The organism is Novosphingobium malaysiense (genome assembly GCF_000802225.1).
Taxonomy (GTDB): domain Bacteria; phylum Pseudomonadota; class Alphaproteobacteria; order Sphingomonadales; family Sphingomonadaceae; genus Novosphingobium; species Novosphingobium malaysiense.
In genome coordinates this window covers 126,429-152,267 of sequence record NZ_JTDI01000001.1, presented here as the reverse complement: position 1 = coordinate 152,267, position 25,839 = coordinate 126,429, and the positions used below count along the sequence as shown (strand labels likewise).

Annotated in this window: 26 protein-coding genes; 15 read left to right on the top strand and 11 right to left on the bottom strand. The window is 62.5% G+C overall.

Features of this window, described 5'->3' with window-relative positions:
- Window positions 1-59: 59 nt before the first annotated feature.
- The 6 genes from LK12_RS00580 (at window position 60) to LK12_RS00555 (ending at window position 5,418) form a co-directional block, all read left to right on the top strand.
- Complete coding sequence (locus tag LK12_RS00580) at window positions 60-500, top strand: VOC family protein (protein WP_039278106.1); 441 nt, start codon at window positions 60-62, stop codon at window positions 498-500.
- Window position 501: 1 nt separating this feature from the next.
- Window positions 502-1,716, top strand: coding sequence for an acyl-CoA dehydrogenase family protein (locus LK12_RS00575; protein WP_039278103.1), 1,215 nt, complete (start codon window positions 502-504; stop codon window positions 1,714-1,716).
- Between the two features lie 76 nt (window positions 1,717-1,792).
- Window positions 1,793-2,620, top strand: coding sequence for an IclR family transcriptional regulator (locus LK12_RS00570; RefSeq protein WP_082010275.1), 828 nt, complete (start codon window positions 1,793-1,795; stop codon window positions 2,618-2,620).
- 165 nt (window positions 2,621-2,785) lie between these two features.
- Entirely contained in the window at window positions 2,786-3,613 is an 828-nt protein-coding gene (locus LK12_RS00565) for a TauD/TfdA dioxygenase family protein (protein WP_039278101.1), read from the top strand.
- A gap of 120 nt (window positions 3,614-3,733) precedes the next feature.
- Window positions 3,734-4,918: an oxidoreductase gene (locus LK12_RS00560; protein ID WP_039278098.1), complete on the top strand. Its 1,185-nt coding sequence runs from the start codon at window positions 3,734-3,736 to the stop codon at window positions 4,916-4,918.
- Between the two features lie 2 nt (window positions 4,919-4,920).
- The gene (locus LK12_RS00555) at window positions 4,921-5,418 is read left to right on the top strand and encodes a flavin reductase family protein (protein ID WP_039278096.1); all 498 of its coding nucleotides are present in this window, start codon (window positions 4,921-4,923) and stop codon (window positions 5,416-5,418) included.
- A gap of 12 nt (window positions 5,419-5,430) precedes the next feature.
- On the opposite strand, the gene LK12_RS00550 is transcribed toward LK12_RS00555, so the two are convergent.
- Complete coding sequence (locus LK12_RS00550) at window positions 5,431-6,042, bottom strand: NAD(P)-dependent oxidoreductase (RefSeq protein WP_039278094.1); 612 nt, start codon at window positions 6,040-6,042, stop codon at window positions 5,431-5,433.
- Window positions 6,039-6,485, bottom strand: coding sequence for a hypothetical protein (locus LK12_RS23630; RefSeq protein ID WP_156135339.1), 447 nt, complete (start codon window positions 6,483-6,485; stop codon window positions 6,039-6,041). The genes LK12_RS00550 and LK12_RS23630 overlap by 4 nt, the downstream gene beginning before the upstream one ends.
- A 218-nt stretch (window positions 6,486-6,703) precedes the next feature.
- On the opposite strand from LK12_RS23630, the gene LK12_RS00540 reads away from it, so the two are divergent.
- From LK12_RS00540 to LK12_RS00520, 5 genes are all read left to right on the top strand, one after another.
- A complete protein-coding gene (locus LK12_RS00540; RefSeq protein ID WP_052223051.1) occupies window positions 6,704-7,714 on the top strand; it encodes an ornithine cyclodeaminase family protein in 1,011 nt (336 codons plus the stop codon).
- A 29-nt stretch (window positions 7,715-7,743) separates the two neighbouring features.
- Window positions 7,744-8,754: a dihydrodipicolinate synthase family protein gene (locus LK12_RS00535; protein WP_039278088.1), complete on the top strand. Its 1,011-nt coding sequence runs from the start codon at window positions 7,744-7,746 to the stop codon at window positions 8,752-8,754.
- Between the two features lie 23 nt (window positions 8,755-8,777).
- Window positions 8,778-10,253 carry an NAD-dependent succinate-semialdehyde dehydrogenase gene (locus LK12_RS00530; RefSeq protein WP_039278085.1) on the top strand — a complete coding sequence of 492 codons (1,476 nt, stop codon included), beginning with the start codon at window positions 8,778-8,780 and terminating at the stop codon, window positions 10,251-10,253.
- A gap of 817 nt (window positions 10,254-11,070) precedes the next feature.
- Window positions 11,071-11,694 carry a hypothetical protein gene (locus LK12_RS24475; RefSeq protein ID WP_156135338.1) on the top strand — a complete coding sequence of 208 codons (624 nt, stop codon included), beginning with the start codon at window positions 11,071-11,073 and terminating at the stop codon, window positions 11,692-11,694.
- Between the two features lie 27 nt (window positions 11,695-11,721).
- On the top strand, window positions 11,722-12,873 hold the full coding sequence (locus LK12_RS00520; protein WP_039278078.1) for a hypothetical protein: 1,152 nt from the start codon (window positions 11,722-11,724) through the stop codon (window positions 12,871-12,873).
- 338 nt (window positions 12,874-13,211) lie between these two features.
- Here LK12_RS00520 and LK12_RS23625 read toward each other — a convergent pair whose 3' ends face one another.
- Genes LK12_RS23625 through LK12_RS00485 form a run of 7 tightly spaced genes read right to left on the bottom strand, consistent with a single transcriptional unit; the run spans window position 13,212 to window position 19,135 of the window.
- The gene (locus LK12_RS23625) at window positions 13,212-13,802 is read right to left on the bottom strand and encodes a carboxymuconolactone decarboxylase family protein (protein WP_052223050.1); all 591 of its coding nucleotides are present in this window, start codon (window positions 13,800-13,802) and stop codon (window positions 13,212-13,214) included.
- 27 nt (window positions 13,803-13,829) lie between these two features.
- A complete protein-coding gene (ribB, locus tag LK12_RS00510) occupies window positions 13,830-14,966 on the bottom strand; it encodes a 3,4-dihydroxy-2-butanone-4-phosphate synthase (protein WP_082010274.1) in 1,137 nt (378 codons plus the stop codon).
- Between the two features lie 32 nt (window positions 14,967-14,998).
- Window positions 14,999-15,832 (bottom strand): DODA-type extradiol aromatic ring-opening family dioxygenase, encoded by an 834-nt coding sequence (locus tag LK12_RS00505; RefSeq protein WP_039278076.1) that lies wholly within the window; start codon window positions 15,830-15,832, stop codon window positions 14,999-15,001.
- Window positions 15,833-15,865: 33 nt separating this feature from the next.
- Window positions 15,866-16,156 (bottom strand): hypothetical protein, encoded by a 291-nt coding sequence (locus LK12_RS00500; protein WP_039278074.1) that lies wholly within the window; start codon window positions 16,154-16,156, stop codon window positions 15,866-15,868.
- A gap of 31 nt (window positions 16,157-16,187) precedes the next feature.
- Window positions 16,188-17,039 (bottom strand): alpha/beta hydrolase, encoded by an 852-nt coding sequence (locus tag LK12_RS00495; protein ID WP_052223049.1) that lies wholly within the window; start codon window positions 17,037-17,039, stop codon window positions 16,188-16,190.
- 30 nt (window positions 17,040-17,069) lie between these two features.
- A complete protein-coding gene (locus tag LK12_RS00490) occupies window positions 17,070-18,098 on the bottom strand; it encodes an LLM class flavin-dependent oxidoreductase (protein WP_052223048.1) in 1,029 nt (342 codons plus the stop codon).
- Window positions 18,099-18,151: 53 nt separating this feature from the next.
- A complete protein-coding gene (locus LK12_RS00485) occupies window positions 18,152-19,135 on the bottom strand; it encodes a VOC family protein (RefSeq protein ID WP_039278072.1) in 984 nt (327 codons plus the stop codon).
- A 347-nt stretch (window positions 19,136-19,482) separates the two neighbouring features.
- On the opposite strand from LK12_RS00485, the gene LK12_RS00480 reads away from it, so the two are divergent.
- Window positions 19,483-20,382, top strand: a complete 900-nt coding sequence (locus LK12_RS00480; RefSeq protein WP_039278071.1) for a LysR family transcriptional regulator — start codon at window positions 19,483-19,485, stop codon at window positions 20,380-20,382.
- Window positions 20,383-20,425: 43 nt separating this feature from the next.
- On the opposite strand, the gene LK12_RS00475 is transcribed toward LK12_RS00480, so the two are convergent.
- Together LK12_RS00475 and LK12_RS23620 are read right to left on the bottom strand one after the other, a co-directional pair.
- On the bottom strand, window positions 20,426-21,235 hold the full coding sequence (locus LK12_RS00475) for a TauD/TfdA dioxygenase family protein (RefSeq protein WP_039278069.1): 810 nt from the start codon (window positions 21,233-21,235) through the stop codon (window positions 20,426-20,428).
- Between the two features lie 116 nt (window positions 21,236-21,351).
- The gene (locus tag LK12_RS23620) at window positions 21,352-22,026 is read right to left on the bottom strand and encodes a TetR/AcrR family transcriptional regulator (RefSeq protein ID WP_052223047.1); all 675 of its coding nucleotides are present in this window, start codon (window positions 22,024-22,026) and stop codon (window positions 21,352-21,354) included.
- Between the two features lie 169 nt (window positions 22,027-22,195).
- On the opposite strand from LK12_RS23620, the gene LK12_RS00465 reads away from it, so the two are divergent.
- The 3 genes from LK12_RS00465 to LK12_RS00455 are packed head-to-tail and all read left to right on the top strand — an operon-like array spanning window position 22,196 to window position 25,819.
- Window positions 22,196-23,566: an aromatic ring-hydroxylating oxygenase subunit alpha gene (locus LK12_RS00465; RefSeq protein ID WP_039278068.1), complete on the top strand. Its 1,371-nt coding sequence runs from the start codon at window positions 22,196-22,198 to the stop codon at window positions 23,564-23,566.
- Window positions 23,567-23,604: 38 nt separating this feature from the next.
- Window positions 23,605-24,063, top strand: a complete 459-nt coding sequence (locus LK12_RS23615; RefSeq protein WP_052223046.1) for a hypothetical protein — start codon at window positions 23,605-23,607, stop codon at window positions 24,061-24,063.
- 46 nt (window positions 24,064-24,109) lie between these two features.
- Window positions 24,110-25,819, top strand: a complete 1,710-nt coding sequence (locus tag LK12_RS00455; RefSeq protein ID WP_039278066.1) for a class I adenylate-forming enzyme family protein — start codon at window positions 24,110-24,112, stop codon at window positions 25,817-25,819.
- Window positions 25,820-25,839: the final 20 nt, after the last annotated feature.

The following is a 25,839-nucleotide window of genomic DNA, read 5'->3' as shown; positions in this document are numbered from 1 at the left end:
CGGATGAGTCGCCGAGATGGCGGCCTTCCAGGCAACGCAAAGTCGAGAGGGTCTGAGCGATGGCAATCAAGGTCATGGGAATTCACCACCACGCCGTGCGGATCGATGCAGGAGGGCACGGGCTTGATGCGTTCCAGGCGTTCTACAGCGACGTGCTGGGCCTGAAGCATGACTCGGGCCGCCCGAACGTACCGAGCATTCCGGGTCTTTGGATCAATGTCGGCAATGTTGGGCAGATTCACCTGATGGGCGGAGAATTTCCCTCTCCGCTCGCGAAGGTCCCCGGGGAAGACCCGGTCGATGTTCACGTTGCCCTGGCAGTGGAGGATGTTGCCGCTGCCAAGGCCGAACTCGAGCGCCTGGGGGTCCATTTCTGGTCTCTGGTCGGCGTCGCCGGGCCGCAAACCGAACAGCTGTTCGTTCGCGATCCGGCAGGCAACATGATCGAGTTGCATCAGTACGACAAATGTCGCTGTGCCGCGGCCAACAGGGAGCAGTGACATGGCGACTGTCGACACTGCAAAGCGGGCGCCGTCGTTCGCGGACGTTTCCTACGAGGAAACCGTGAGAAGAGCGCGCGACCTCGTCCCTGTATTGCGCGAGCGCGCGGCTCGCGCGGAAGAAGCGCGTATCATTCTGCCCGAAACACTGGCCGAGCTTCACAGCACCGGCGTCCTGCGGGCATTGCAGCCCAAGCGCTGGGGCGGGATGGAGCTGCCCTTCGAGGCCTGCTTCGACGTTGCCTACGAACTTGGTCGCGGGTGCGCTTCCACTTCATGGGCCGGGGTCAATTTGCTTATCCATCACTGGATGATGGGCCTGTGGGATGAAGCCGCACAGCAGGACGTCTGGGGAGAGGATCCCGAGGCCTTGATCGCATCCGGCGTGGCGACGGCCTGCGGCAAGGCGCGGGCAGTGGAAGGCGGCTATCGCCTCTCCGGGCGCTGGAATTTCTCTAGCGGCGTTAACGTCGCGACCTGGAACATGCTCGGTATGACCGTGGTCGAAGGTGAAGACGAGGGCGAACAGTATCTCGTCGTCATTCCCAAGGCGGATTACACGATCGTCGACGACTGGCAGGTGCTCGGCATGCGTTCGACCGGCAGCATGACCGTCGAAGTCGACGACGTCTTTGTTCCAAGCCATCGTGCCCTCAATGTCATGGATCTTCGTGGCGGCAGCAGCGCGCCGGGGACCCGCACGAACACGTCTGCGCTCTACCGCGTGGCCATGTCGGGGTTTTCGGGGCACATCATTGCATCGACCCTCGTCGGCAACGCGCGTGCGGCGCTGGAACTGACCGTAGATACCGTCAAGAAGAAGAGTTCAGGCTATACCGGGGCAAAGCTGCGCGAGGTGCAGGCGGTCCAGTTGCGCGCAGCTGCGGCCGGGACGCGGATCGACACGGCGCAGATGCTGGTGCGGGGCGAGATGGCGGAAGCCCAGGCGTACGCCGAGGCCAACCAAGTGCCCGACCTCGAGCGCAAGCTGCGGGCGAAGCGCAATGTGAGTTATGCCGTATCGCTCTGCACCGAGGCGATCGACCTGTTGGCCGCGCTTGGGGGCGCGCACGGGATCTACGATTCCAATCCGCTTCAGCGCGTATTCCGCGACAACCGGGCAGGGGCTACGCACATCCAGTTCAACCAGGACATGAACTTCTCGACCTGGGGGCTGCTGGCGCTTGGTGGCGAGGTCAAGGCGCCCACGCTCTGACCTATTGTCGCAGGGCGGACGAAAAGGTCCGCCCTGACGCTCGTGCGCTTGTGGCTGGGCGAACGGCACCCTAGTAATGCCGCAATATGCTGAAGCAGCGGGGGGTTCCTTGACAGACGATAAGCCGGATCAGCCGGGCAAAAGGGCGCCGCGCATCAGGCCGGTCCCGGCGGTGACTCGCGCTGTCGCTATCCTGCGCCTGCTCGGACAGCATGCAAACGGGCTCGGAGTGAAGGCGATAGCCGACGAGCTTGGCCTGGTTCCCAGCACCGGCCTCCACATTCTGCGCGCACTGGTTGCGGAAAACCTTGTGCGGCAGGATCCGGACACCAAGCGATATACCCTGGGCAGCGGTATGGTCGGACTGGCCCGTGCGGCGCTGGCCAATGTCGGTTTCGCCTCTCTGGCCAAGCCGCTGCTCGACGGCCTGGCGGCGAAGTGGGGCCTGACCATCATGGGTACCGAGATCACCCCACGCGAGACGCTGCTGGTGCTGTCCGTCGCCCGGCCCGATCAGCCGCTTCAACTCCATGCCAGCGTGGGTAGCGAATTCTATCACCTGACGAGTGCTACCGGCCGGCTTGTGGCCGCGTACACACACCTGTCGACGCCGGAACTGCGTGCGAAGTTTTCGCGCATCCAGTGGGACCGGCCTATGCCTTTCGAAGACTGGCTTGCCGAGGTCGAGGTGGCGCGAAACCGGGGGTGGGCGGTGGACCGAGATCGGTTCAAGAACGGGATCACGGCCTATGCCGTACCGCTTCTGTCGCTCAACGGCGCCATGACCCACTCGCTGGTAGCGATGGGCATTTCCGCAGAAATGCCGCCGAACGAAGGCGAAGCTCTGGCTCACGACATGCAAGTGGCTGCGGACACGATCGCAAGGCAATTGTCCGCGGACTGACCGCGCTCTCTCACAAGCTGCATAGCCGATGTGCAAGCTCGTTCTCGTGGCAGGATGCGCTTCCTGCTTTTGCGTCTAATATCAAAAATAACGAGATTTTGATTCTTTATTGACATAAACGCGGATAATCGGCACTTCGAGGCGAAGGCATATGGGACAGGAATCATGGCTGACACGAAACTGGACTACCGCAACATCAAGCCGCTGATCGGGGCGGAAGTGCTTACGCCGAAGGATGCGCTGCTGACTGGCGAATATGCGCAGCAGATTCGGGATTTGCTGGAGCAGCGCGGCGTGCTCGTCTTCCCCCAGATCCATCTCACGGATGAGGAGCAGATGGCGTTCACCAGCACCATGGGCACGATCGGCCATGAGCGCACCGGTGAGGAGCTGACCACCATCTCGCTCGATCCCGCCAAGTCTTCGGCGGTCGAATACCTCAAGGGCTCGATCTACTGGCACCTCGACGGAACGATGCAGGACATGCCGATCTATGCTTCCCTGCTGGGCGCCAAGGTCATGCCTCCGGAAGGCGGGTGCACCGAATTCGCCAATACCTATGCCGCTTACGATGCGCTCGCGGATGAGGAAAAGCAGAGCCTTGAAGGCCTGACGGTGATGCATTCGGCGTGGAATTCGCTGCTCTACTACGATCCCGAGCCTTCTTCCGAAAAGCTGGAAATGTTCATGAATTCGGGTGAAGCGGAACTGCCGCTGGTCTGGACGCACAAGTCCGGCCGCAAGTCGCTCGTCCTGGGCTGCACGGCCCGGCACGTCGTCGGCATGGACTATCGCGAAAGCGCCAAGCTGCTCAATCGGCTGCGCGAATTCGCGACCAGCGAACCCTTCCACTATGCGCATAACTGGACGGTGGGCGACCTGGTGATGTGGGACAACACCGGAACTCTGCACCGCGCCGTGCCCTATGACCCCAGCTCGGTGCGCGAATTGCGCCGCACCAAGCTGGATGGCGAAGAGGCCATCGCGGCCTGACGCCCGGTCGGGCCCGGCGCCATAACCGGGCCCGATGGGTCGGATAAGAAGTCGCGATTTTACCCCGCTACGCGGCCTGTCTACGATTTGCGACAGACAGGGAAGGGGAGGAGATAATCCATGACCACGCCATCGCGGATCGAACCGCTGCTGCAGCCTCTCACGGTTCGCGGCGTGACCCTGCCCAACCGCATCATGATGTCCCCGATGACACGCGGGGCCTCCCCCAACGGCGTGCCGGGTGAGGACGTGGCGTCCTACTATGAGCGCCGCGCCGCGGGCGGTGTCGGGACGATCATCACCGAGTCCGTGTTCGTCGATGACAAGGGAACGATGGGCAAGTTCGGGCTCGAAGGCGGAAGCGACAAGCCCAATCCCTGGCCGCTGATGTTCGGCGATGCTCCGCTGGAGGGCTGGCGTAATGTCGTCGCCGCCGTCCACGCGGCAGGCGGCAAGATCTTCCCGCAGCTGATGCACCTTGGTGTCCAGCGTTCGCCCGGCAAGGGTGAGAGCTGGTCCAACATCCACATTTCGAGCCCGAGCGGTGTGTTCGGCTCGCCGGAAGAAATCGCGCAGCTTCCCGAAGAGGCTCAGGCCGCGATGAACTGTCCGGAAAAGGCCATGACCGAGGAGGAGATCCTCTCGGTGATCGCGGCCTTCGCAAGCGCTGCGGCAGGCGCGAAGTCTGTCGGCTTCGATGGCATCGCGCTGCATGGCGGGCACGGCTACCTGATCGACAACTTCATGCGCGCCGAAACCAACCGCCGCACCGACAAGTGGGGCGGCGATCATCTCGGTCGTATGCGCTTCGCCACAGAGATCGTGCGCGAAGTGCGCAAGGCGATCGGCGAAGACATGCCGATCTCGTTCCGCTTCTCGCAGTGGACGCACCACAATCTCGATGCGCAGCTCTTCCCGACGCGCAAGATCCTAGAGGATATCCTCGGCGCGCTCTCGGATGCCAGCGTCGATATCTTCGAGGCAAGCGCGCGCGCTTTCACGGACACGGTGTTCGAGGACTCGCCGCTCAACCTTGCCGCGCTGACCAAGGAAATCACCGGCAAGCCGACGGTCATGCTCGGCGGTACTGGCGTCTATCGCGACAAGTACCAGTCCGCCCTGGTGCCGCCGAAGGTCATCGACAATGTCGACGAGGTCATGGAGCGTTTCGAGCAGGGGCAGTTCGATCTGCTCGCAATCGGCCGTTCGCTGCTCAACGATCCGAACTTCGTCCAGAAGATGATCAGCGGCGAGCCGTTCGCCCCGTTCGATCCCGGGTGTCTCAAGATGGGCAACCTGACCTGATCATGGATACGGCCGCTATCGATCCTGCGCTCTATCGCCGGGTGCTGGGGCACTATGCCACGGGTATCGCTGTTGTCACTGCGTTAGGCGAAGGCGAAGAGCCGGTCGGCATGGCTGTGACCTCGTTCACGTCCGTATCCCTCGATCCGATGCTAGTGGCCTTCTGCCCCGACAAGGGCTCGAGCACCTGGCCGAAGATCGAGCAGGCTGGACGCTTCTGCGTAAACCTTCTGTCGCATGATCAGGAAGCGGTGTGCCGGGCTTTCGCTACGCGCGGCGGCGACAAGTTCGCGGGTGTGGACTACCGGATTTCTGAGCATGGCCTGCCCGTGCTTGAAGGCGTGCTCGCCAGCATCGAGTGCCAAATCCATTCGGTGGTTGAGGCGGGCGATCACTGGATCGTCCTTGGCCGGGTCCTTACGCTGGAGGCGGATGCCGAACGCGATCCCTTGCTGTTTTTCCGCAGCGCCTACGCCCAGCTCGCGCCACTGGCCGGCTGAGCCGCACGACCTTCAGTACCCGACGGCGAAACGACCGCGGATGGCGCTCCCATTTTCCAGGGCATCGACCATGGCGATCGCATAGTCGGCGAAGGATATCGCGCTGCGCCCTTCGGCATCGGTGACGAGATGATCGGGATCGGTGCAGTACGTGCCGCGCCTTGGCCCGGCCTCGATCTCGAGTGGCGGCGAAATGAATGTCCAGTCCAGATCGTTTGTCGTGCGCAGGACGTGGAGCAGGTGAACACCCTCGCGGATCGTGGGCATCCAGTCGCACGGCATATCGAGCACGTCGACCAGCATGCGGCCTTCTTCGTCCAGCAGCGAACTTGCGCCGCCCATGAACAGCGCGCGGCGCACACCTGACTGGACGACGGCTTCCACGAGCGGCTCGCTGCTGCCGGGATGAAACCAGGCGGCGCTGATGACGGCATCGTGGCCGCGCAGCCGGGGGGACAGCGTCTTCGGGTCGGTAATGTCGGCGTCGTGCGCTTCCACGCCGGCGGGGAGCCGGGCGCTGCACGCAGTGCGGGCCAGGGCCGTGACCTCATGGCCGCGTCGCAGAAGCTCGGCGAGAACTTCGCCGCCCGCCCTGCCGGTCGCGCCGATCAGGGCGACGTTCACCCGGCCAGGCCGTCGGGGTAGGCACGCCACGCCAGCATCGGCAGGTAGTAGCGGCGGTAGGCCCAGAACAGGAACAGGTGCACGGCGATGTAGATCACGGCGATGTAGGGGCCGGCCGCGAACTGCTCGAGGAACATGTTGACGATGAAGATCACGACAGTGATCGGGAAATAGACGCACAGCGCAAGCGGTACCGCACGGTTGAAGATCAGCAGCAGACCGACCACGATCTCGATGACCTTGACGACATGGAACAGATGCGTGTCGATCAGAGTCTGGTTGAGGTAGGGCGTCATCGGGCCATGGCCCATCGGTTGTGCGATCGGGAAGTTGAAGAAAAACACGAACCCGAAAAACAGGTTCCAGGCCCCGAACAGCGTCCGTAACGTGGCGACGGCGCCGTTCAGAAGTTTTCCGCTTTCCATCGCTTGTTTCTCTCCCATCCTCTTTCGCCCGATTTCCGGTGCATGGAGGCGCGCCCGTCAACCGCTGCAGAGGGCAGGCCTTTCCACCTGCTGCAATGCCGCCGGGCCGTCAGGGGGTCTAATCATTTGGCCTTATGTGATCCATAAACTATCGCAATTCGACAAGCCCCGGGCTCTCCCTTAGCCAACCAATACTTGCCCTGAAGGGGCTGAATTGAGCTGGGAGAGCGGGTTTGTTGTCGACACGGTCAACAGGGGTGCCGGTGTTCGTATCGTCCGATGCGGCAGCGACGGTGTTCGACTGGAAGGCTGCCATTTCCGCGTTGCGGCGCGCCTATGGGGCGCCGGAGGAACCGTCGGCCACACCGCCGCGCACGATCGCTTCGGGTGGTGACGCATGGCTGCGTTGTCTTCCTGCCGCACCTTCGGGGTGCCGCTATTTCGGGGCCAAGCTGATGGGCATGGCGACGGAGGCGGCCGATCCCGGCGTACAGTATGTGATCGTCCTTTATGATCGGCAGACAAGCCGCATTGCCGGCTTCGTCGATGGCGAGAAAGTGACGGGCTACCGCACGGCGGCGACCTCGGCTGCTGCACTCGATCGCATGGCGGCGGTGCGCCCGGGCAAGCTGGCCGTGCTCGGCAGCGGGCTCGAGGCGATGATGCACACGCGGGCCTTTGCAGCAGTGCGCGACTTCGACGAGATCGCCATCTTCAGTCCGACTCCGGACAAGCGCGAGGCATTGGCGGCGCAGCTGACCGCTGAGCTGGGCGTCCCCTGCGTGGCTGCCGATGCACCCGAGGCCGCTGTCCACGAAGCCGGCGTGGTCCTCGCTGCCGCCCGTTCGCACGGGGAGAAGCCGATCCTCTACGGCGACTGGATATCACCCGGTGCGGTAACGGTCTCGATCGGTTCGACGGTGCCTTCCCAGCGCGAGATCGATGTATCGGTCATCGCCCAGAGCGACGTGATCGTATGCGACATGGTGCACGAAGTCGTCGAGGAAACCGGCGACATGATCGCTGCACGAGAGGCGGGCCACAAGGTCGCCGGCCGCTGCCACTCCATCGGAAAACTCATCGCCGGCGATCTCGACGACCGGATCGCGCGCGCACGCTTCCCGCTGTTCAAGTCGGTCGGCGGCGGTCTTCAGGATGTCGTCGTGGCGGGCATGGTGCTCGACCGCGCCCGAACCGCGGGCCTCGCGACCGAACTTCCCATCGCATTTTCGACCAAGCTCGTCTGAGCTGGCACTCCTAATCGATAGAGGCAGACATGGCAGAATACAGCAAGAGCGACGCGCGCGACTGGGCGCGCGAGAAGCTCGTCGGCGTCGCCAACGTCACCGTCCCGACGATGACGTCGGACTTCACCGCGCTCAACGAGAAAGCCATTCGCCACGACGTCGAGAAGGCGATCGAGCACGGTTTCATCGGCAGCCTCGCCTGTTCCGAAGTGAACATGAGCATGGCCGAGTACCAGCGCATGTGCGAGCTCATGGTCGATCAGGCCGCGGGCCGCATGATCACGGTGCACCACGCCGCGTTCAACTCGCTCGAAGAGAGCATCGAGGGCATGAAGGTGGCGGAGGCCGCGGGCGCGGAGCTGGTGCTGCTGTGCTACCCGCCGTACTTCTACCCGAAGTCGCTCGAGGACGTGTACACCTACACCAAGACCCTGTGCGACGCGACGAACCTGGGCGTCATGCTGTTTCCGGTGCCTTCGTGGGGATTCCAGCGGCTGCACCCTTCCGACATTCCCGTGCCGATGCTGCGCCGCCTGCTCGACGATTGCCCCAACATCGTCGCGATCAAGGCCGAGGGCGGCATGCCGCACATCATGGCCGCGATCGAGGTGCACCGCGCGTTCCACAAGGAAGTCGTGATCTCGCTGCCGATCGAATACGATTTCGTGCCGCTGGCGCAGGTGATCGACGTGCCGTTCTGCGGCACCAACTATTCGGCCTATTTCGGATCGTGGCTCCCCGACGTGCACAAGCTGATCCGTGCGGGCAAGTTCGATGAGGCGACCGCCGAATGGTATCGCATCGATGCCGCGCGCAAGGCGGTGGGCAGCGTGCCGATGACTTCCAACGGCATGATCAATCGCATGATGTGGAAGTATCACGGCTGGCTGCAGGGGTATAACGGCGGGCCGATGCGCGGGCCGACCGCGCGGGTCTATGCCAAGGACATGGCGCCGCTGCGCAAGGGCCTGGAACTCGCCGGGCTCACCCCCACCAGCGACCCCGACGAGGATTTCTTCCTCGGCCGCAACCCCGCCTGACGCCCCGCTTGAGGAATACCGACATGACCGACTCCACCCTAGCCAGCAAGCTCAAGGACCCGGACCTCTTCCGCGAGGCGATCCTGATCGACGGCGAATGGGTCCCGGCCGACAGCGGCGAGACTATGGACGTGCGCAACCCGGCGACGGGTGAACTCGTCGGCCGCGTGCCCAAGGCGGGCACGGCCGAGACGAGCCGCGCGATCGAGGCGGCGGACCGGGCGCTAGCCAGCTGGCGCAAGGTGCTGCCCAAGGAACGCTCGCGGATCCTGCGCAACCTCTACGACCTGATGCACGCCCATATCGACGATCTGGCGCTGATCATGACCGCAGAGCAGGGCAAGCCGATTTCGGAAGCCAAGGGCGAGATCAACTACGCCGCCGGCTTCATCGAGTGGTTCTCCGAGGAAGCCAAGCGCATCTACGGCGACATCATCCCGCAGAACCTCGAAGGCCGCCGCCTGCTGGTCGAGAAGGCCCCGATCGGCGTCTTCGCCGCGATCACGCCGTGGAACTTCCCTGCCGCGATGATTACCCGCAAGGCCGGGCCGGGCTGGGCGGTGGGCTGCACCGGCGTGATCAAGCCCGCGTCGCAGACGCCGTTCTCGGCGCTGGCGCTGGGCGTGCTGGCCGAGCGGGCCGGGCTGCCGAAAGGCGTGTGCAACATCGTCACCGGCTCTGCCGGGCAGATCGGCGGCGAGCTGACCAGCAACCCGAAAGTGCGCAAGCTCTCCTTCACCGGCTCGACAGAGATCGGTGCCATGCTGCTCGAACAGTGCGCGCCGACGATCAAGAAGACCTCGATGGAACTGGGCGGAAACGCGCCGTTCATCGTGTTCGACGATGCCGACGTGGAAGAGGCGGTGCAGGGCGCGCTGATCGCCAAGTACCGGAACTGCGGGCAGGCCTGCGTCGCCGCCAACCGCATGCTGGTGCAGGACGGCATCTACGAGACTTTCGCACGCCGCCTGGCCGAGGAGACCGCCAAGCTCAAGATCGGCGACGGGCAGGAAGAGGGCGTGATCCTCGGGCCCATGATCGACCAGAACGCGGTTCTGAAGGTCGAGGAGCACATCGCCGATGCCGTCGCCAAGGGCGCGTCGGTCGTCTCGGGCGGCAAGCGCCACGCGCTCGGCGGCAACTTCTTCGAGCCGACCGTACTCAAGGACGTGCCGGGCGACGCGCTGATCTTCTCGGACGAGACGTTCGGCCCGGTCGCCCCGCTGTTCCGCTTCAAGACCGAGGAAGAGGCGATCGCGCTCGCCAACGACACGCCCTACGGCCTCGCCTCGTACTTCTACGCCCGCGACGTGGGCCGCATCTTCCGCGTTTCCGAAGCGCTGGAATTTGGCATGGTCGGCGTCAACGAGGGCTTCATCTCGACCGAAGTCGCCCCGTTCGGCGGCGTCAAGGCCTCGGGGCTGGGCCGCGAGGGCTCCAAGTACGGCGCCGACGATTACCTCGAGATCAAGTACATCGTGATGGGCGGGCTGGGGTAAGGTGCCTCCGCTCCTTCCCACATGACAACAATTTAATCCCCATCCGCCCGGGCCTCCTGCGGCGGGTGGGGTTTGGTTGATAAAACACACGCGCGCGGCATGCCCTGGAACGGGTGAAGCGCTGCATATTCCCTACGATTTGAAAGAGCCGGAGCGAACGTAACAGGCTTTGGGGATGTAGGAAAATCGTGGCGTTGGCTGCTTTGAACCGGGTGCTGCCGTGGCCCTGGCCCACCCCGCTGCGACTAGCATCGCCTGCGGCTCTGCAAGTCTCGCTGCCCCTCCCGCGAGTGGGAGGGGAAATACCGCTATGCCCGCCCGTTTGCGGGAGGGGCGGAAGGCGTGGGAACGCAGTGACCTAGCCTGACGGGGTGGGCCAGCATCAAGGGCGCCCATGGGCCGTTTGCAGACTGTCCAGTTTAGCATCGGTGATGTGGTTTAGCGGACGCGAGCAATTGTGGCGGATGATTGATCCGCCGAGTCCAGATCACGCCAGTGGGAATGCCAGCCTTGAAACCGATTTGGATTCCGTCTGAATCTGCTAGCGTCAAGCAGAAGATTCGCAATCTGGGGACGGGTTTAGAATGGCATCCGAGAGAAGGCTTATACATTCTGCGCATGGCGTGACACTGACGGAGATTGCCCTCCGCAACAACGGTACGATTGTCGATCGCGGCTACCATGTTGCTACTTTGAGAACGCCGGAAACTTGGAATTTTGCCAGCTTAGCGGAAGCGGAAGCCCGTTATCTAGACGAAGTCAGGGTGTGTGAACATGACTCCTTCGTTCAACACCGACTGAACCGTTAGGGCTGGGTATGGCAATCAAGCCATCGAAGCGGGGGCAAGCGTGGGCTTGGCGCTTTCACTTCGGCATCCGTGAAATTGAACGGGCATACAAAGCTAGCCGTGATGCTAGCGACAAAGAAGTTTCAGGCATCAATGAAGCCGCGGCAAGACACCAAGCAAAGGTTGACGCTGGCGAAGCCACTTGGTCCGAAGAGGATGAGGATGGCAATTTGGTTTATGACTACGGCGAACGTCTTGGTGAACAGATGTATGACGTTGAACAGGTTTTGGCATTGATCCGCAACGCCTTCGTCATCACTTTGCACCATTTCGTAGAACAGCGGGTTGGCGCGCAGTTGCCAAAAAAGAAGTATGACCAAACTAAGGGATTTTCTTGGCTCAAAGGCTTTGGGTGGACGCCAATGGAAGGTGGTCTAAACCAACTTCGCTTAGCGGCAAACTGTGCTAAGCACAGCGAAGGTGCATCTGCCAGCCAGCTATATGCGCTTCGTCCCGATATGTTTGATGAGGATATGGTTAAAGGCTGGGGGGCTGCGCCAGCTTATGACACTCTGAAACTAACTGATGCTCATGTTGATGAGTTCTTTGCGGCTGTACAAGCATCTGTTCCTAAAATGGGGCCGGCATTGTAGGCCAAGCACGCTCCGGAAGGCGGAAATATGTTCAGGGCAAAGACGGTCTTAGTTATCGGCGCTGGCGCGAGTGTCGAAGTCGGTTTGCCCATGGGGTCGGAACTTCTGAAGCAGATTGTGAAGCTGACTGACATTAAGTTTGATCATTACACTCAGAAGAGTGGCGATCCGGCAATCTTAGAAGCTCTGAAAATCATATTGAATGAAGGCAGAGAAGTCACAAAGGTCAATGAACATCTTCACGCCGCTTGGCAGCTAGGAGAGTCAGCATCACAAGCCATTTCGATTGATAATGTTATAGATGCACTGGAAGACCCAAAGGTTGAACTTGTGGGTAAGCTTGGCATTGTTCAGGCAATTTTGAAAGCTGAGGCGGCAAGCCCAGCGTTCAAGCGGGTCCAAAATATGCCGGATGCCATCGACCTGTCTAAATTTTCAGATGCTTGGTATAGCAGCTTGACTAAGCTTTTAACTGAAAACGTCCGCAAAAGCGAAGTTGGTAGCATTTTTGATGACCTTGAAATAGTAAACTTCAATTATGATAGGTGCTTAGAGCACTACCTGCCATTTTCATTGGCGTCATACTATGGCTTGCAAGCGGATGCGATCCGCGAAATAATGCAGGGCTTAACGATACATCGGCCTTATGGAGTTGCCGGACGGCTTCCATGGCAGAAAGGCGATGGGCCTAGTGTGGGTTTCGGGCAAGGCTCCCCACAGCAACTTGCCGATGTGGCTCAACAAGTTCGGACGTTTACCGAGCGCGTCGAAGAAGGCGAAGAATTGGCGGCTATGCGCGCTACAATGGCTGGCGCGGACCGCGTAATCTTCCTTGGTTTCGCATTCCATCGTCAGAACGTCGAGCTTCTGGCTCAGCAAGTTCAAGATCATACAGAAGTTGTGGCGACGGCTTTTGGCATATCAAAGAGCGACAAGGCCGTTATTGATGACGAGCTGCAGAAGGCTTTTCAATTTCAAGGCATTCTGAATGAGCATCGTATTGAACTTGCTGACATGACATGCAATCAGTTTTTCAAGGAATACTGGCGAACGCTCACGGCGGAAAAGAGTGACAGCGAGCGGGTTGAGATGCCTGATCCTTATGCTGGCATAGATCGTATGATGCCTCGCCTTCCAGCGGGCATTTTTGGCGGTATCGGTCATATGGGCGATGACTAGCCTAACCATTGGGCATTGGCATGACGTTCAGCTTCAACATTCGATTCCCTATCAGGCAGCCCAACTTCGGGTTGGCATTTTCGCTGGCACCTTAAGCCGAGTCGTACATCTTCTGCGATAAGAACGCTTATAAGAATGTGTTTATTGCCAATGGCATTTGTTTATATATTGCAATATCGTAGATAAAATCTAAGGAGGAGCTCCCGCTTTGCTAACTTGATGTGCCTCACCAACTGCGCCGCGGATTGGGGAGCTATTTTTTGGCCTGTAATGGCCGAAATCGGCGCAAAGCTGTAGTATTCTCAACAGCAGCTATTCAACCGTGACCAGGTAGACCCTCACGGCCGCCCATACTTCTCCGCCAGCGCCTCACCCTCTGCGCCCGCCTCGGGTTTCGCGCGGATGCCGTTCAGCACGGACGAGAACATGATGTAGTTCCCGATCGTGAAGATCAGGTCCATCATCTCGCGCGGGTTGAAGTGGGCGCTGAGGCGGGTCCAGAGGGCGTCGGAGATGTCGTAGCTGTCGCGCATCTCGTCGACGAGCAGCATGAGGTCGCGGTGGAAGTCGTCCCAGTGGGGGGAGGCCGCGCCCAGCTTGACCGCCTCGATGTCCTCGTCGGTCAGGCCCACGCGCAGCCCGTCGCGCACGTGGCTGAGCCATTCGTATTCCGACTTGCAGCTCCAGGCGACGGCCAGCGTCACCAGCTCGCGCACGCGGTGGCTGAGCGAGGAGTGGAACATCAGGTGCTTGTTGTATTCGAGGAACGGGATCGTCAGTTCCGGGTTCTGCGCCAGCTGCAGGATGATGTCGTAGCGCGGCCCGCGCTCGCGCGCTTCGGGGCCTTCGAGCACGGCGAACAGGTCCCGCGCCTTCTCGGTCCACTCGGATTCGGGGAGCAGGGGAATGCGGCGGGTGTCGTTCGCCATGGGGATGTGTCCTTCTTGAAGGGGGGCTTAGGCCGAGATCTGGCGTTCTTCGACGATCGACAGGCCGAACCCGTCGAGCCCGACGATCTGGTGGTGCGAATTGCTCAGCAGGATCATGTCGCTGACGCCGAGGTCGGCGAGGATCTGCGCGCCGATGCCGAAAGCGCGGCTGTGGTCCATGTCCTGCTCATGCTCGAGCGCGGCCTTGAGCGTGCGCTGGCCGGTGTGCGTGAACAGCACGATCACGCCGCTGCCGTGCGCGCCGATGTCCTCCATCGCGCGCTGGAGCAGGCGCTTGCGCGGCCCCGGCTCGCCGACCATGTCGGACAGGATCGAGACCGCGTGCATGCGCACCAGCGTCGGTTCGCCGGGCCGCACGCGGCCTTTCTGGAACACGGCGGTCTCGGTGCCGTCGATGCGGTTGCGGTAGATCAGGATGTTCCAGTCGCCGCCGTAGTCGGAATGGAACGGACGTTCGGCCACGCGCTCGACGAGGTGCTCGTTTTCCCAGCGGTGGGCGATGAGGTCGCGGATCGTGCCGATCTTGAGATTGTGCTTCTCGGCGAAGGGGATGAGGTCGTCGAGGCGGGCCATGGTGCCGTCCTCGTTCATGATCTCGCAGATCACGCCCGCCGGATAGAGGCCCGCCATGCGCGGCACGTCGACCGCCGCCTCGGTATGGCCGGTGCGCACCAGCACGCCGCCGTCGCGGGCGACGAGCGGGAAGACATGGCCCGGCGTGACGATGTCCTCTCGGCCGTTCGTGGAGGAGATCGCCACCGAGATCGTGCGCGCCCGGTCGCCGGCGGAAATGCCGGTGGTCACGCCGTGGCGCGCCTCGATCGAGACGGTGAAGGCGGTGCTGTTGGCGCAGCGGTTGTCCTCCGCCATCGGCTCGAGGCCCAGCTCCGCCGCGCGCTGCTGGGTCACGGCGAGGCAGATCAGCCCGCGGCCATGGGTGGCCATGAAGTTGATCGCATCGGGCGTCGCCATCTGCGCGGGAATGATGAGGTCGCCCTCGTTCTCGCGGTCCTCGTCGTCGACGAGGATGAACATGCGCCCGTTGCGGGCTTCCTCGATGATCTCGGCAGGCGTGGCCAGGTTCGAGGCAGGGACCGGCGGTTTCGGCTTTGCTTGCGATTTGTTGCCGCGTTCCACGGTCATGGCCTTCAATTTTCCTCTCCCGCCCGGCGTGTTCAGGCAGCCAGCTTGAGTTCCGAGAACCCGCAGCCGGTGATCCATGCCGGAACCGGCTCGTAGGCGATGGTCAGGCCCTGCGCCTCGGGCACGGCGGCCATGGCGCAGATCCAGTTCTTGATCTCGATGGCGCCGTTGCCGGCCTGTTCGAAGACTTCGCGGTCGGGCAGGGCGATCAGCCCTTCGAGATCGCCTTCTTCGACCATCTTCATGATCTTGCGGTCGAATTCCTCGTTGATGTTGCCCATGCCGGGGCCGCCGACCCAGTGGCTGATGCCGCCGGTGCCGAAGATCGCGACCCGCTCGTCGCCGGGGAAGCTGTCGATCGCGCGGCGGATCGAGCGGCCGAGTTCGGCTGCGCGGCTGCTGCGGATCACGGGCATGATCACGTCGTTGAGATAGACCGGGACCACCTTCACGCCGGGGATCTTCTTGGCCGTCATCGTGTAGGGCACCGCGATCGAGTGATCGACGCCGAGGTACTTGGCAAAGGCCCAGTCGATGCCTTCGTCATGCCCGGTCTGCACGATGTGCTGCGCCAGCTCGGGGTTGTTCGGGATCAGGCCCTTGGGCATGCCCAGCAGTTCGACGTGGTCCGAAACGTTGATGTCGCCGGTGACGACAAGGCATGTGGGGATGCAGTGCGGGCCGAAGCTCTCGTAGTGGTCGTCGCCGATGATGATGACGGTATCGACTTCGAGATCCTTCAGGCGCTGCGTTATCTTGTCGAAAGCGCCGTAAACGCGGTCCTTGAGCTCACCGTCTTCCAGCAGCTGGCCGCTGGGAATGGTGGGGAGGTGCGGCATCAGGAAACCGCCAACCAGTTGTGCCATGTCTTGAAACTCCTGTTCGCGTCAGCGCAGCCGTCAGCCCTTGCGCGCCGCCAGGGCGGCCTGCATGTCCGGGCCGTTCACCATCGCAAAGTACTTGTGGAATTCGGCAAGGCCGTAGACCGACTGCCACACCATCATCACCAGCATCGAGTTGGCGCCGTGGGCGATCTGCGCCAGCGCATCGCCGTCGACCAGCATCTTGCGCTCGGCATCGTCGAGATCGAACCCCTGCGCGAAGGCGGCGGGGTCCGCCTTGTAGCGGGCGTTGTCGTCGTGGTTGGTATAGACTTGCCAGAGGGCCTTCTCGAGCGCGTTGAGGCTCATGTTCTGCTCCCAAATCGATGCGGCGGCGTGCTCAGTGTTCTGCCAGCAGCTTCTGCATCAGCGCCATGACCGCTTCGGGCCCTTGCGCGAAAAGGTTGTGTTCCTGCGTTTCCGCCGCCCAGCGTTCGGGAGCGACCATCACGCGGTCGAGGAACAGCGCCATCTCCGAGACCATCGGGCCGCACAGGCCCGGCTCCTCGACGAATTCGTGGAGGGCATCGGCGACGATGTGCATCTCGGCCTTCACGCCCAGTTCGACAAGGCGCTGGTAGAGATTGATACTCGCCTGCGGGTCGATCATCCAGTCGGCGCCGCCGTGCAGCAGGAAGACCGGCGGGAAGTCCGCATTGACCTGATGCAGCGGGCTGGCCGCGGCGAGGACCTCTGCCGAGGCATCCGGTCCGACAAGCTGCGGCGCGCCGAAGGTGCCCTTGGGTGCCGGCTGTTCCACCGTCAGTTCGCTGGCGGAGAACAGCGAGAGCACCGCGCCGATGCGCGCCTTGCCGCCCAGCGTGGCGGCGGCCATCAGAGCGAGGTGTCCGCCGGCCGACGATCCGGCAAGCACGATGCGGTCGGCCTGGATGCCGAGTTCGCCGGCATTGGCAGCGACCCACTCGGCCGCGGCGACCACGTCATCGCGCTGGGCAGGCCAGGGCGCTTCCTTCACCAGCCGGTACTCGACCGGCACGGCAAGGAAGCCCTGTGCCGCGAATTCCTTCGCCAGCGGAGCGACCATGCCGCGTTCGCCGAGCATCCAGCCGCCGCCGTGCACGATGATGACCGCCGTGCGCGTGGGAACCGTGTCTCCTTCCGGACGGTAGAGGTCCAGCTTGAGCTCGCGGCCGCCCGGTGCGGCATAGGTGATGGATGTATCGTTCGACATGGTCTCTCCTGGTCCCTGTTCTACCCGCGATCAGCCTTTGCGCACCAGCGGAATGACTTCCTTGCCGAACACTTCCCAGGCGCGGGCAACGGCGGCCGGCGTGTGCGCCCCGGCGAAGACGACCTGGAAGTGGCCGGCACCCGACTGGTGGCACTGTTCGAGAATCTGTTCGGCGACCTCGGCGGGCTTGCCGGCAATGAATTCCTCGTTGCCGAGCGCATAGCCGTGGGTGCCCGAGGGGGTGTCCAGCGCCTTGCCGCTGGTCTGCTTCTTCACGCGCCAGTCGTTGTTCTCGAGCATCTGGCGGAAGCCTTCGGAGAACTGCGCGGCATGTTCGCTGGCATCCGGATCGTCGCCCACGTCGAGCAGGACCTGGCGGCGCAGGGCGAGGCGGTCCGGACCGGTGGGCTGACCGGCTTCGGCGGCTGCTTCGGTATAGGCGTCGAAGACCTTCTTCACTTCCTCGGTGGGAACGAACCCTGTGGCCAGCTTCGAGCCGCGACGGGCGGCCTTGCGGGCGGATTCCTGGCTGATCACGGTGGTCCAGCGCGGCATGTCTTCCTGCACCGGGCGCGGCATGATCGGCATGTCCTCGAAGTTCCAGTACTTGCCCTTGTGCGAGATCACCGGCTCCTTCATCGCCTTGTCGATGATCTGCAGCGCTTCCTCGTAGCGGGCGCGCGCTTCTGCAGGCTCGAGGCCGATCTTGGCGAATTCGGACGGAATGCCGGCCGAAGTGCCGAACTCGAAGCGGCCGTTGGAGATCACGTCGAGCATGCCGGCCTCTTCGGCCAGGCGCCATGCGTTGTGATAGGGGGCGACCATGCCCATCACGCCCAGACGCAACGTCTTGGTGCGGGCCGCGATCATCGGGAGCAGCAGGTTGGGCGAGGGGCTGTAGCCGCCGCCAAAGTGGTGTTCGCTCAGCAGGACGCCGTCATAGCCCAGCTCTTCGGCGCGGACCCAAAGGTCGACATAGAAATTGAAGTAGTCGACGAGTTCCTGCCCGGCCAGCCCTTCGGACGCCAGAAAGAACTCAAAACCCCACACTTTAACCATCGGTATTCTCCGTCAAATTCTTTCCTGCCGCGTCGGGCGGCAACGCGGTGCTGTCAGGACACGCGCCAGGTCGATTCCGGCGTCGCGTAAGTCACGTCCCACTCGGGCTCCTTGGCCTTGAGGAACTCGGGCTGATTGTGGACCCAATAGAAAGCTGCAAACGACGCACCCCAGACACGGGGCCGCCAGTGTTCGTCGACCTGATCGCAATCGGCGCCGTATTCGACCTCGCCGCCGGTCGGGCTCTTCATGTAGAGGAACAATTCCGAACTGATGCGGTGCCGGCCCAAGCCCATGCCCGAGGTATCGTGCCCGCGGCGTTCCAGGTAGTTCTTGCCCGCCATGATCTCGTCGATGTCGCTCACGCCGAAATTGACGTGGTGAAACTCGAAGCGGCCGGTGAACCCGAATTCGGGCAACTCGGCGCTGGCAAGGGCGATGTTGTGATGATTGGTTGAGCGGCCGCAACGAATGTAGCAGCCGATCCCCTTTTGAATATCGGTCAGCTTGAAGCCGAGGCGCGTCGTGTAGAAGACCTTGGCCTCGTCGATGTCGAGGAAACCCCAGACGACGTGCGAGATGGTCTTGGGATAGGCCCGGTCCATCCATTTGCGTGGCAGGTTGAGGCGGTTGATGATGCCGGGGCCATTGGTCGGCGACGGCGTGGCAACGAAGGGCCTGGGCTTGAAGACCCGCAGTCCGATCGCCTGACCGAATGCCGTCACGAAATGGACGGTCCCGTCGTCGTCGCGGGTGATCTCGTGATCTTTCGACAGGTCGGCCACGAGAGCTTCGAGATCGGCTTGGTCCGGCACGGCCCAGATGGCCTCGTGTACGCCGGATCCATGCAGTTGGCTGGCTGGCACACGGGCATCGCCTAGCGGATAGAGCGTTACCTTCTGGCCGCTGAGCACCTCGAAAACCGCATGGGTGTCGCTGGCTTCCAGCCGCGAGAGGCCCAGGTCCTCGAAATAGGCAGTGCATGCCGCTAGGTCTTCGACCGCGAAGACAATTTCAGCAATTCCAGTCAACGGCATCGCGGAACCCCATCCCAAACAAGACTTTGCTATTCGTGCCAGAGCAGCGCCGGTCGACATGGCGAGAAGGCCTTGCGAGCAAGGGCCGACCGGGCTCGAAAAGGCAGCGCCGGTCGATGTGCCCCAAGCGCATGCACAGGCGCTGCTGGACTTGTCGGATTCCTATCGGAAGGCATTTGCGATTGGGAAATCGTAATTATTGATCGGTTGCATTGGACCTGCTTATGCGATGGAATTCGCCTTGGTCGCCGGGACTTGCCCGGTCGGTCCGTGCCCGCTCCCACAGGCGTTTTCGACCTCCGCCGTTTTTGATAGAGGGTACCTATCAACGGGGTGGGAGCTTCGGCATGCAGTTGCGCGCTCTGCGCTATTTCGTGACTCTGGCGCGTGAGCAGCATTTTGCCCGTGCCGCGGAAGCCTGCGGGGTTACGCAGCCGACACTGTCTTCTGCGCTGGTGGCGCTCGAGGAACAGTTGGGAAAACGTCTCGTTGAGCGGGATAGGCGCTATATCGGATTGACCGAAGAAGGGCGGGCCATGTTGCCATGGGCCCAGCAGTTGCTCGCCGCGCATGAAGGCATGGTCCACGCCGTCGAGGCGCTCGAGGGCCCGCTTCACGGCGAATTCCGGTTGGGCGCCATTCCTGCGGCCATGCCATGCATCGGGCAGTTCACGAGGACCCTGTTGAGCCGTCATCCCGGCATGACGCTGTCTGTGCGTTCGCAAACCTCGCGCGAAATCGTAAGGGCCATAGAGGCTTACGAGATCGATGCCGGCGTGACCTATCTCGATCACGAAAGCCCCTCTCATGTAATCAGCGTGCCGCTCTACGCGGAACGATACGTCTTTGTTTCCCTGAACGCCGATAATCAGCATGGCTCTAACGAGATCGTCTGGGACGAGGTGGCCAGGCAACCGCTCTGCCTGCTGCATCAGGGCATGCAGAATCGGCGGATTCTCGACGGCTTGCTGTCTGCATACGGGATCTCGGTTACACCGCGGGCGACGGCAGACAGCTATATCGCGCTTCTTGCCATGGTGCGTTCGGGGGAACTGGCGACCGTCATGCCCGAACGATACCTGGACCTGATCGAAGGCGCGCGGTGGGCGGGCATTCGCCCGATTTCGATGGACGTGCCGGTCAGCCGCATTGGCGTGATCGTCGGGGATCGTGCACCGCTCGATCCGATAGCGGCAGCAGCCCTCGACTGTGCGCGGCGCATCGCCAGCGACGCGCCCATTGATTGAAGCTGGCTATCAAAAGTTCTTGCAGCGCCGCGGTCGAGCGTAGTCAGGCGAACGCCTCTTCTCCCAGCAGCGTCGTGCGGTGCATGACGCGGCCGCTGTCGAGTGGATAGGGGCGGGCGCGATGAAGTACGCCGGTGTTGTCCCAGATCAGCAGGTCGCCGGGGGTCCACTCGTGCCAGTAGGTGAACCGCGGCTGCGTCACCCAGTCGAGCAGTTCCGCCAGCAGGGCATCGCTCTCGGCGCGGTCCATGCCGACCACATGCGAGGCGTGACAGCCGATCACCAGCGACTTGCGTCCGGATTCGTGAGTCCAGACAAGGCTGTGCGTTTTGTCGGGCACGCTTTGCCAGTAGGCGATGTTGGCAGCGGTCGGCGAAACCTCGGCGCGCTGCATCGAGGTTTCGAAGCTGTGCACCACCTTAAGGCCTTCCAGGCGGGTCTTCATTTCGGCCGGCAAGGCCTCATAGGCGGCATAGGAATTGGCGAAGCCGGTCTGGCCCCCCTCCTGCGACAACCGGCGTCCCGTGAGCAGTGAGGCGAAGACCGGGACATCGTCATGTGTGCCGTCCATGTGCCACAGCCATGAGCCCTTGAGATATTCGGCCCTGGCGTTGATCTGCCCGTCGAGGGTGACCTTGAAGATGCCCTTCTCGCCCTCGGGCCGCACATTGCCCATCAGGCTTGCAAGGCGGACCTGGTCCTCGTCGGTCAGGTTCAGCTCGGGAAAGACCAGCACGCCGCGCTGAACGAGCAGCTGGCGAAGCCGTGCAGCCGTTTCGGGCGCGAGGATGTCCTGTGCCGTGCCCTTCACGCGCGAGCCGATCGTCGGGGTCAGGTCGGTTACCTGGATCATCGCATGCTCTCCCGTCCCGGCATTAAAGATGCCAGATGGACTATTTTCTAGCTGTGGGGACGAGGACGAGTCAAGCGTGTCCGGACGAAACCGGTCTGGCGAAAAGCGTGTGCGACCTACCAGCTGGTACGACCGGCGACGAGGAGGTCGACCATCGCGTCTGTCCAGTTCTCGCGCTCGGCGACGGTAACGGACTCCTCGCGCAGGAAGGCGTGGCTGTACCATCCGCGCAGCAGCAGGATGAAGCATTCCGCAGGTGTCTGGGGGTTGCGGCAGGGGATACCATCGGCGTCTGCGCAGCGGGCAATGAATGCGGTGATCTGCTCGATGCCCACCCGCGTGCTCTCCAGGGCGGCCCGGGCCACTTCGGGGAACTGGCTGGAGGCCCCGTAGATCAACCGGTTGACGTCGAGATAGTCGCCTTCGAGGCTGTAGGACAACGCGCGGTTGGCATAGGCCTTCAGGCCTGCTTTCAGGTCCGGGGCGTCATCCGTGTCCAGCGACGCTGCGGCCGACATCCGCGCGATCTGCTGCGTCATGATGGCCCTGAACAGGGCTTCCTTGGAATTGTACCGCGCCTGCAGGGTCGTGCGGGCGACACGGGCCGCCTTGGCGATGCTGCGCATCGATGCGCCGCCATAGCCTTCGCGGATGAATTCGGCGAGAGCTGCATCCAGCAGCGCATTTTCGATCTCCGCGGCGTCTTCGCTCGTCGGCCTTCCTCGGGGTCTCGCATTACGCGAAGGAGCGGTTTTTCCGCGCTCAATTGTGGCCTGTTTTGCCCCGTTCATGCGGCTCCTCTAGCAACAAACCGCCCGTCGCGAAACGCTCGGGCCGGTCCGGTCCCGCCATCCCCGCCTGTCGCCAGAGAGTGGCTTGCGAATAAATAGTCCATGTGGCAGCTTAATGCCAACCGGAGATAACGAGTCCGTCCATCGGGCCCCGCGGGAGAGAGCGACAATGCAGGACGAGAAACCCGGCAGGCTGGTCGACGAAGGACCGCGTATCGGCGATATCGATTTTTCCGGCTACCGCATGCGCGTACCGACCGACCGCTACTGGTCGCTGGACTATGCCGAGCGCGAAAGGGAGGCGCTTTGGCTTCGCATTTGGCAGGTTGCCGGACGCTGCGACGAAATTCCCGAGGCTGGCGACTGGTTCGAATACAGGCTTTTCGACCAGTCATGGATACTGGTGCGTGGGCGCGACGGTGCCATTCGCGGCTTCGTCAACGCCTGCCGTCACCGGGGGAATGCGTTCTGCCAGGGCAAGGGCCACGCGTCGCGGTTTACCTGCCCCTATCACAACTGGTCCTACGGTCTCGACGGCAAGCTGCTGGCTGTGGCTCGGCCGGATTTCGAAGGTACGCTCGAGGAATTCGTGGGCGCCAAGGAAGAGCTGGGGCTGCTGGAAATCCCGGTTGAGAGCTTCGCAGGTTTCGTCTTCATCAACCCGGATCGCAATGCCGCTCCGCTTTCGGAATTCCTCGGGGAAGCGGTGGACCTGATGGCGCCGTACCGGATCGAGGAGATGATCCCCTACGGTTTCAACGTGCGCGAAGCGATCGACTGCAACTGGAAGGTCATCATGGACGCCTTCCAGGAGGGGTATCATATCCAGGGCGTCCATCCCGAACTGGTCGCGGCCATGGACGAGTCCCAGGAACGCTACCGCTTCTGCGGCGATCACAGCGTGGCAACGGCTCCGTTCGGGGCTTCAAACCTCGCAGACAGCAGTCTCGAGGAGCAGGTGGCGGCCATTCACAGCCTGCCTGCGACCTTCCCGGCCGTGGCCGATTCGCTTCCGCGTTTCGACGAATTGCTCGAACAATGCCGCCAGGCGGACGGGCAAATGCCGCCGGCGCGGGATGTCCCGCTGCGCTCGCTGCTGCAACGGGCGATGCGCGAGAGCTGGGAGACCAAGGGGCTCGATGTCAGCGGCCTCACCGACAACCAGCTCAGCGACAATCATTTCTGGATCCTGTTCCCGAATTTCTTCCTCACCATTCATGCCGGTGAAGGCACATTGATCATGGCCTTCCCGCACGAGAGCGGGGACCCGAACCGCTGCTACTGGCACGTCCAGAACCTGCAATGGTTCCCGCCGGAAGAAAGGGCGGCCAACCGCACGCCGCTCACCGACGTGCCCGAAGGCGAGCACTTTCCCTACTTCCTCGCGCTCGAGCAGGACTATGTGCAGATGCAGAACCAGCAGCGGGGATTGCGGAACAAGGCGCAGCCGTTCCTCACGCTGACGCGGCAGGAGGTTCGACTCGCGCATTATCATGCTTCCGTGGCAAGCTGGGTGGAAGGCGGCGAGGGCATGCGCTGACGGGTGCTGCTACAGCCGGACAAAGGGAGAAGGCCGGAATGGAAATAGTCACCGCGACTGCGACGACCAGTGAAAAGGGGCCGCTCACGAAGCTGGTCGAAGCCTACAGCGAGGCTGTGGCCGGGCTGGCTGCGCAGGGCATATCCTCGCCCGCCGACTGGGAACCGCTCACCGAATATATCGCCAAGGACGAGTTCAAGCGCGTTGGTGCCTATCTGGAGGAGCTCGACTGGGACCAGTACTGTCGCTTCATGACCGATTGGGTCGGCGGCGGCACGCGTTTCGAGATGACCATGTTCCGCATCACCGAAGCCGGGCGGGTGGTGATCCAGGAGATCGAGGAGCGACACTATCGCGGTGAAGACTTCATCCGCAAGAACGTGATCGCGCTCTATGTCTTTAACGATCAGAACAAGATCGTGCACCTCGACATTTACGAGCAGGCGAAGGATTCCGGCCGCTGGATCATGGAAGCCGCCGACGCGGCCATGGCGTGAAGTTGCGCGCGAACCTCAAGCATTGAATGCCGCGCGCGCAACAGCGATGACCGTTACCGAACCCGCGCTGGTCCACGGCCCGCCGCTTGCCGAAGAGCCTGGATTGGGCGCCATGACGCTACCCGGCTTTCTTGGCGAAGTCGCCGAGAAGTACGGTGCGCGCGAGGCTCTCGTCATGCATCATCGTGCAGGAAAGGTGGAGCGCTGGACTTACCTCGATTTGCAGGAACGCGCTTGCGAAGTGGCACGTGCGCTGGTGGCTTGCGGCGTGGGCAAGGGCGATCCGGTCGGGATACTCATGACCAATCGGCTGGAGTGGGTTTCCGCCTGTTTCGGCATTTCGCTGGCGGGCGGCACGGTGGTTGGCCTGTCCACATTCTCCACCCCCGATGAACTGGCTTACCTGCTGAGTGCTTCCGGTGCGGGCGTGCTGCTATTCGAGCGACACGTGATTGCGAAGGATTTCGCGGCCATTCTCGAACAATTGGAGCCGAACGTCGCGTGCGGCGCACCTGGAGCGCTGGGCTCTTCCGACTTTCCATTCCTGCGCCATCTCGTCGAAGTCGATCCCGCCGCATCGGGTTCGCGCGACTGCGGCGCCATCGAAAGCTGGGAGCGCTTCCTGCAACGCGGTGAGAGCGTGCCGGTCGGGATCATCGAAAAGCGGAGGGAGGCGGCAAGGCCCAGCGATCCCGCCCTGTTGTTCTTCTCCTCCGGTTCCACCGGTAAGCCCAAGGGCATTCTCAATTCCCATCGCGCCGTGTGCATTCAAGGTTGGCGCAACCGGCGGATCTATGCATTCGATGCGCCGGTGCGGACCTGGTCGGCCAACGGCCTGTTCTGGTCGGGAAACTTTGCCATCGCGATCGGCGGGACCTTTGCAGGCGGGGGCGCGCTCGTGCTTCAGCCCACGTTCGTTCCTTCGGAGGCAATCCGGTTGATGGAGGCGGAGCGGGTTACGCTGCCCTACTGCTGGCCTCATCAGTGGGCACAACTCGAGGCGGAACCGGGTTGGCATAATGCCGACCTGTCGAGTTTCCATTACTGCGACGTCGAACGCAATCTGCGCCACCGGCAGGAGTCGATAACGACCACCTGGCTCGATCCACGCGCCTCCTATGGGTCCACCGAGACCTTCACGATCTCGACATCCTATCCGGTGGATACTCCGCGGGCACTGTGGGAAGGCAACAACGGTCCACCGCTGCCGGGCAACATCATCAAGGTCGTCGACCCGGAAACCGGCCGGACGCTCAAGCGCGGGGAGACTGGTGAATTCGCCGTGAAGGGGCCGACGCTGATGCTGGGTTACATCGGCGTACCCAGCGAAGAAGCGCTCGATGAAGCGGGCTTCTACAGATCCGGTGACGGTGGCTTCATCGACGACAAGGGGCGGTTCGTATTCCAGGGCCGCATCAACGACATCATCAAGACCGGAGGCGCCAATGTCTCTCCCGTCGAGGTCGACTGGGAACTGGGCTCCTTTCCAGGTGTGAAGATCTGCAAGACCACCGGGGTCCCGCACGACACCCTGGGCGAGATGGTGGTCAGTCTCATCGTACCCGAGGTGGGGAGCGATCTCGATGAATCCGGGGTGATCTCATGGCTGAAGACGCGGCTAGCCAGCTACAAGGTACCGCGGCGGATACTGATCGCGACCGAAGAAGATCTCAACCTCACCGGTACGGCCAAGATCAAGCCCGAGGATGCCCGAAAGGTCGCCATGGCGCGACTTGGGCACGACGCGGCCACGTAAACCCTGCGTCGGCCCGTCCG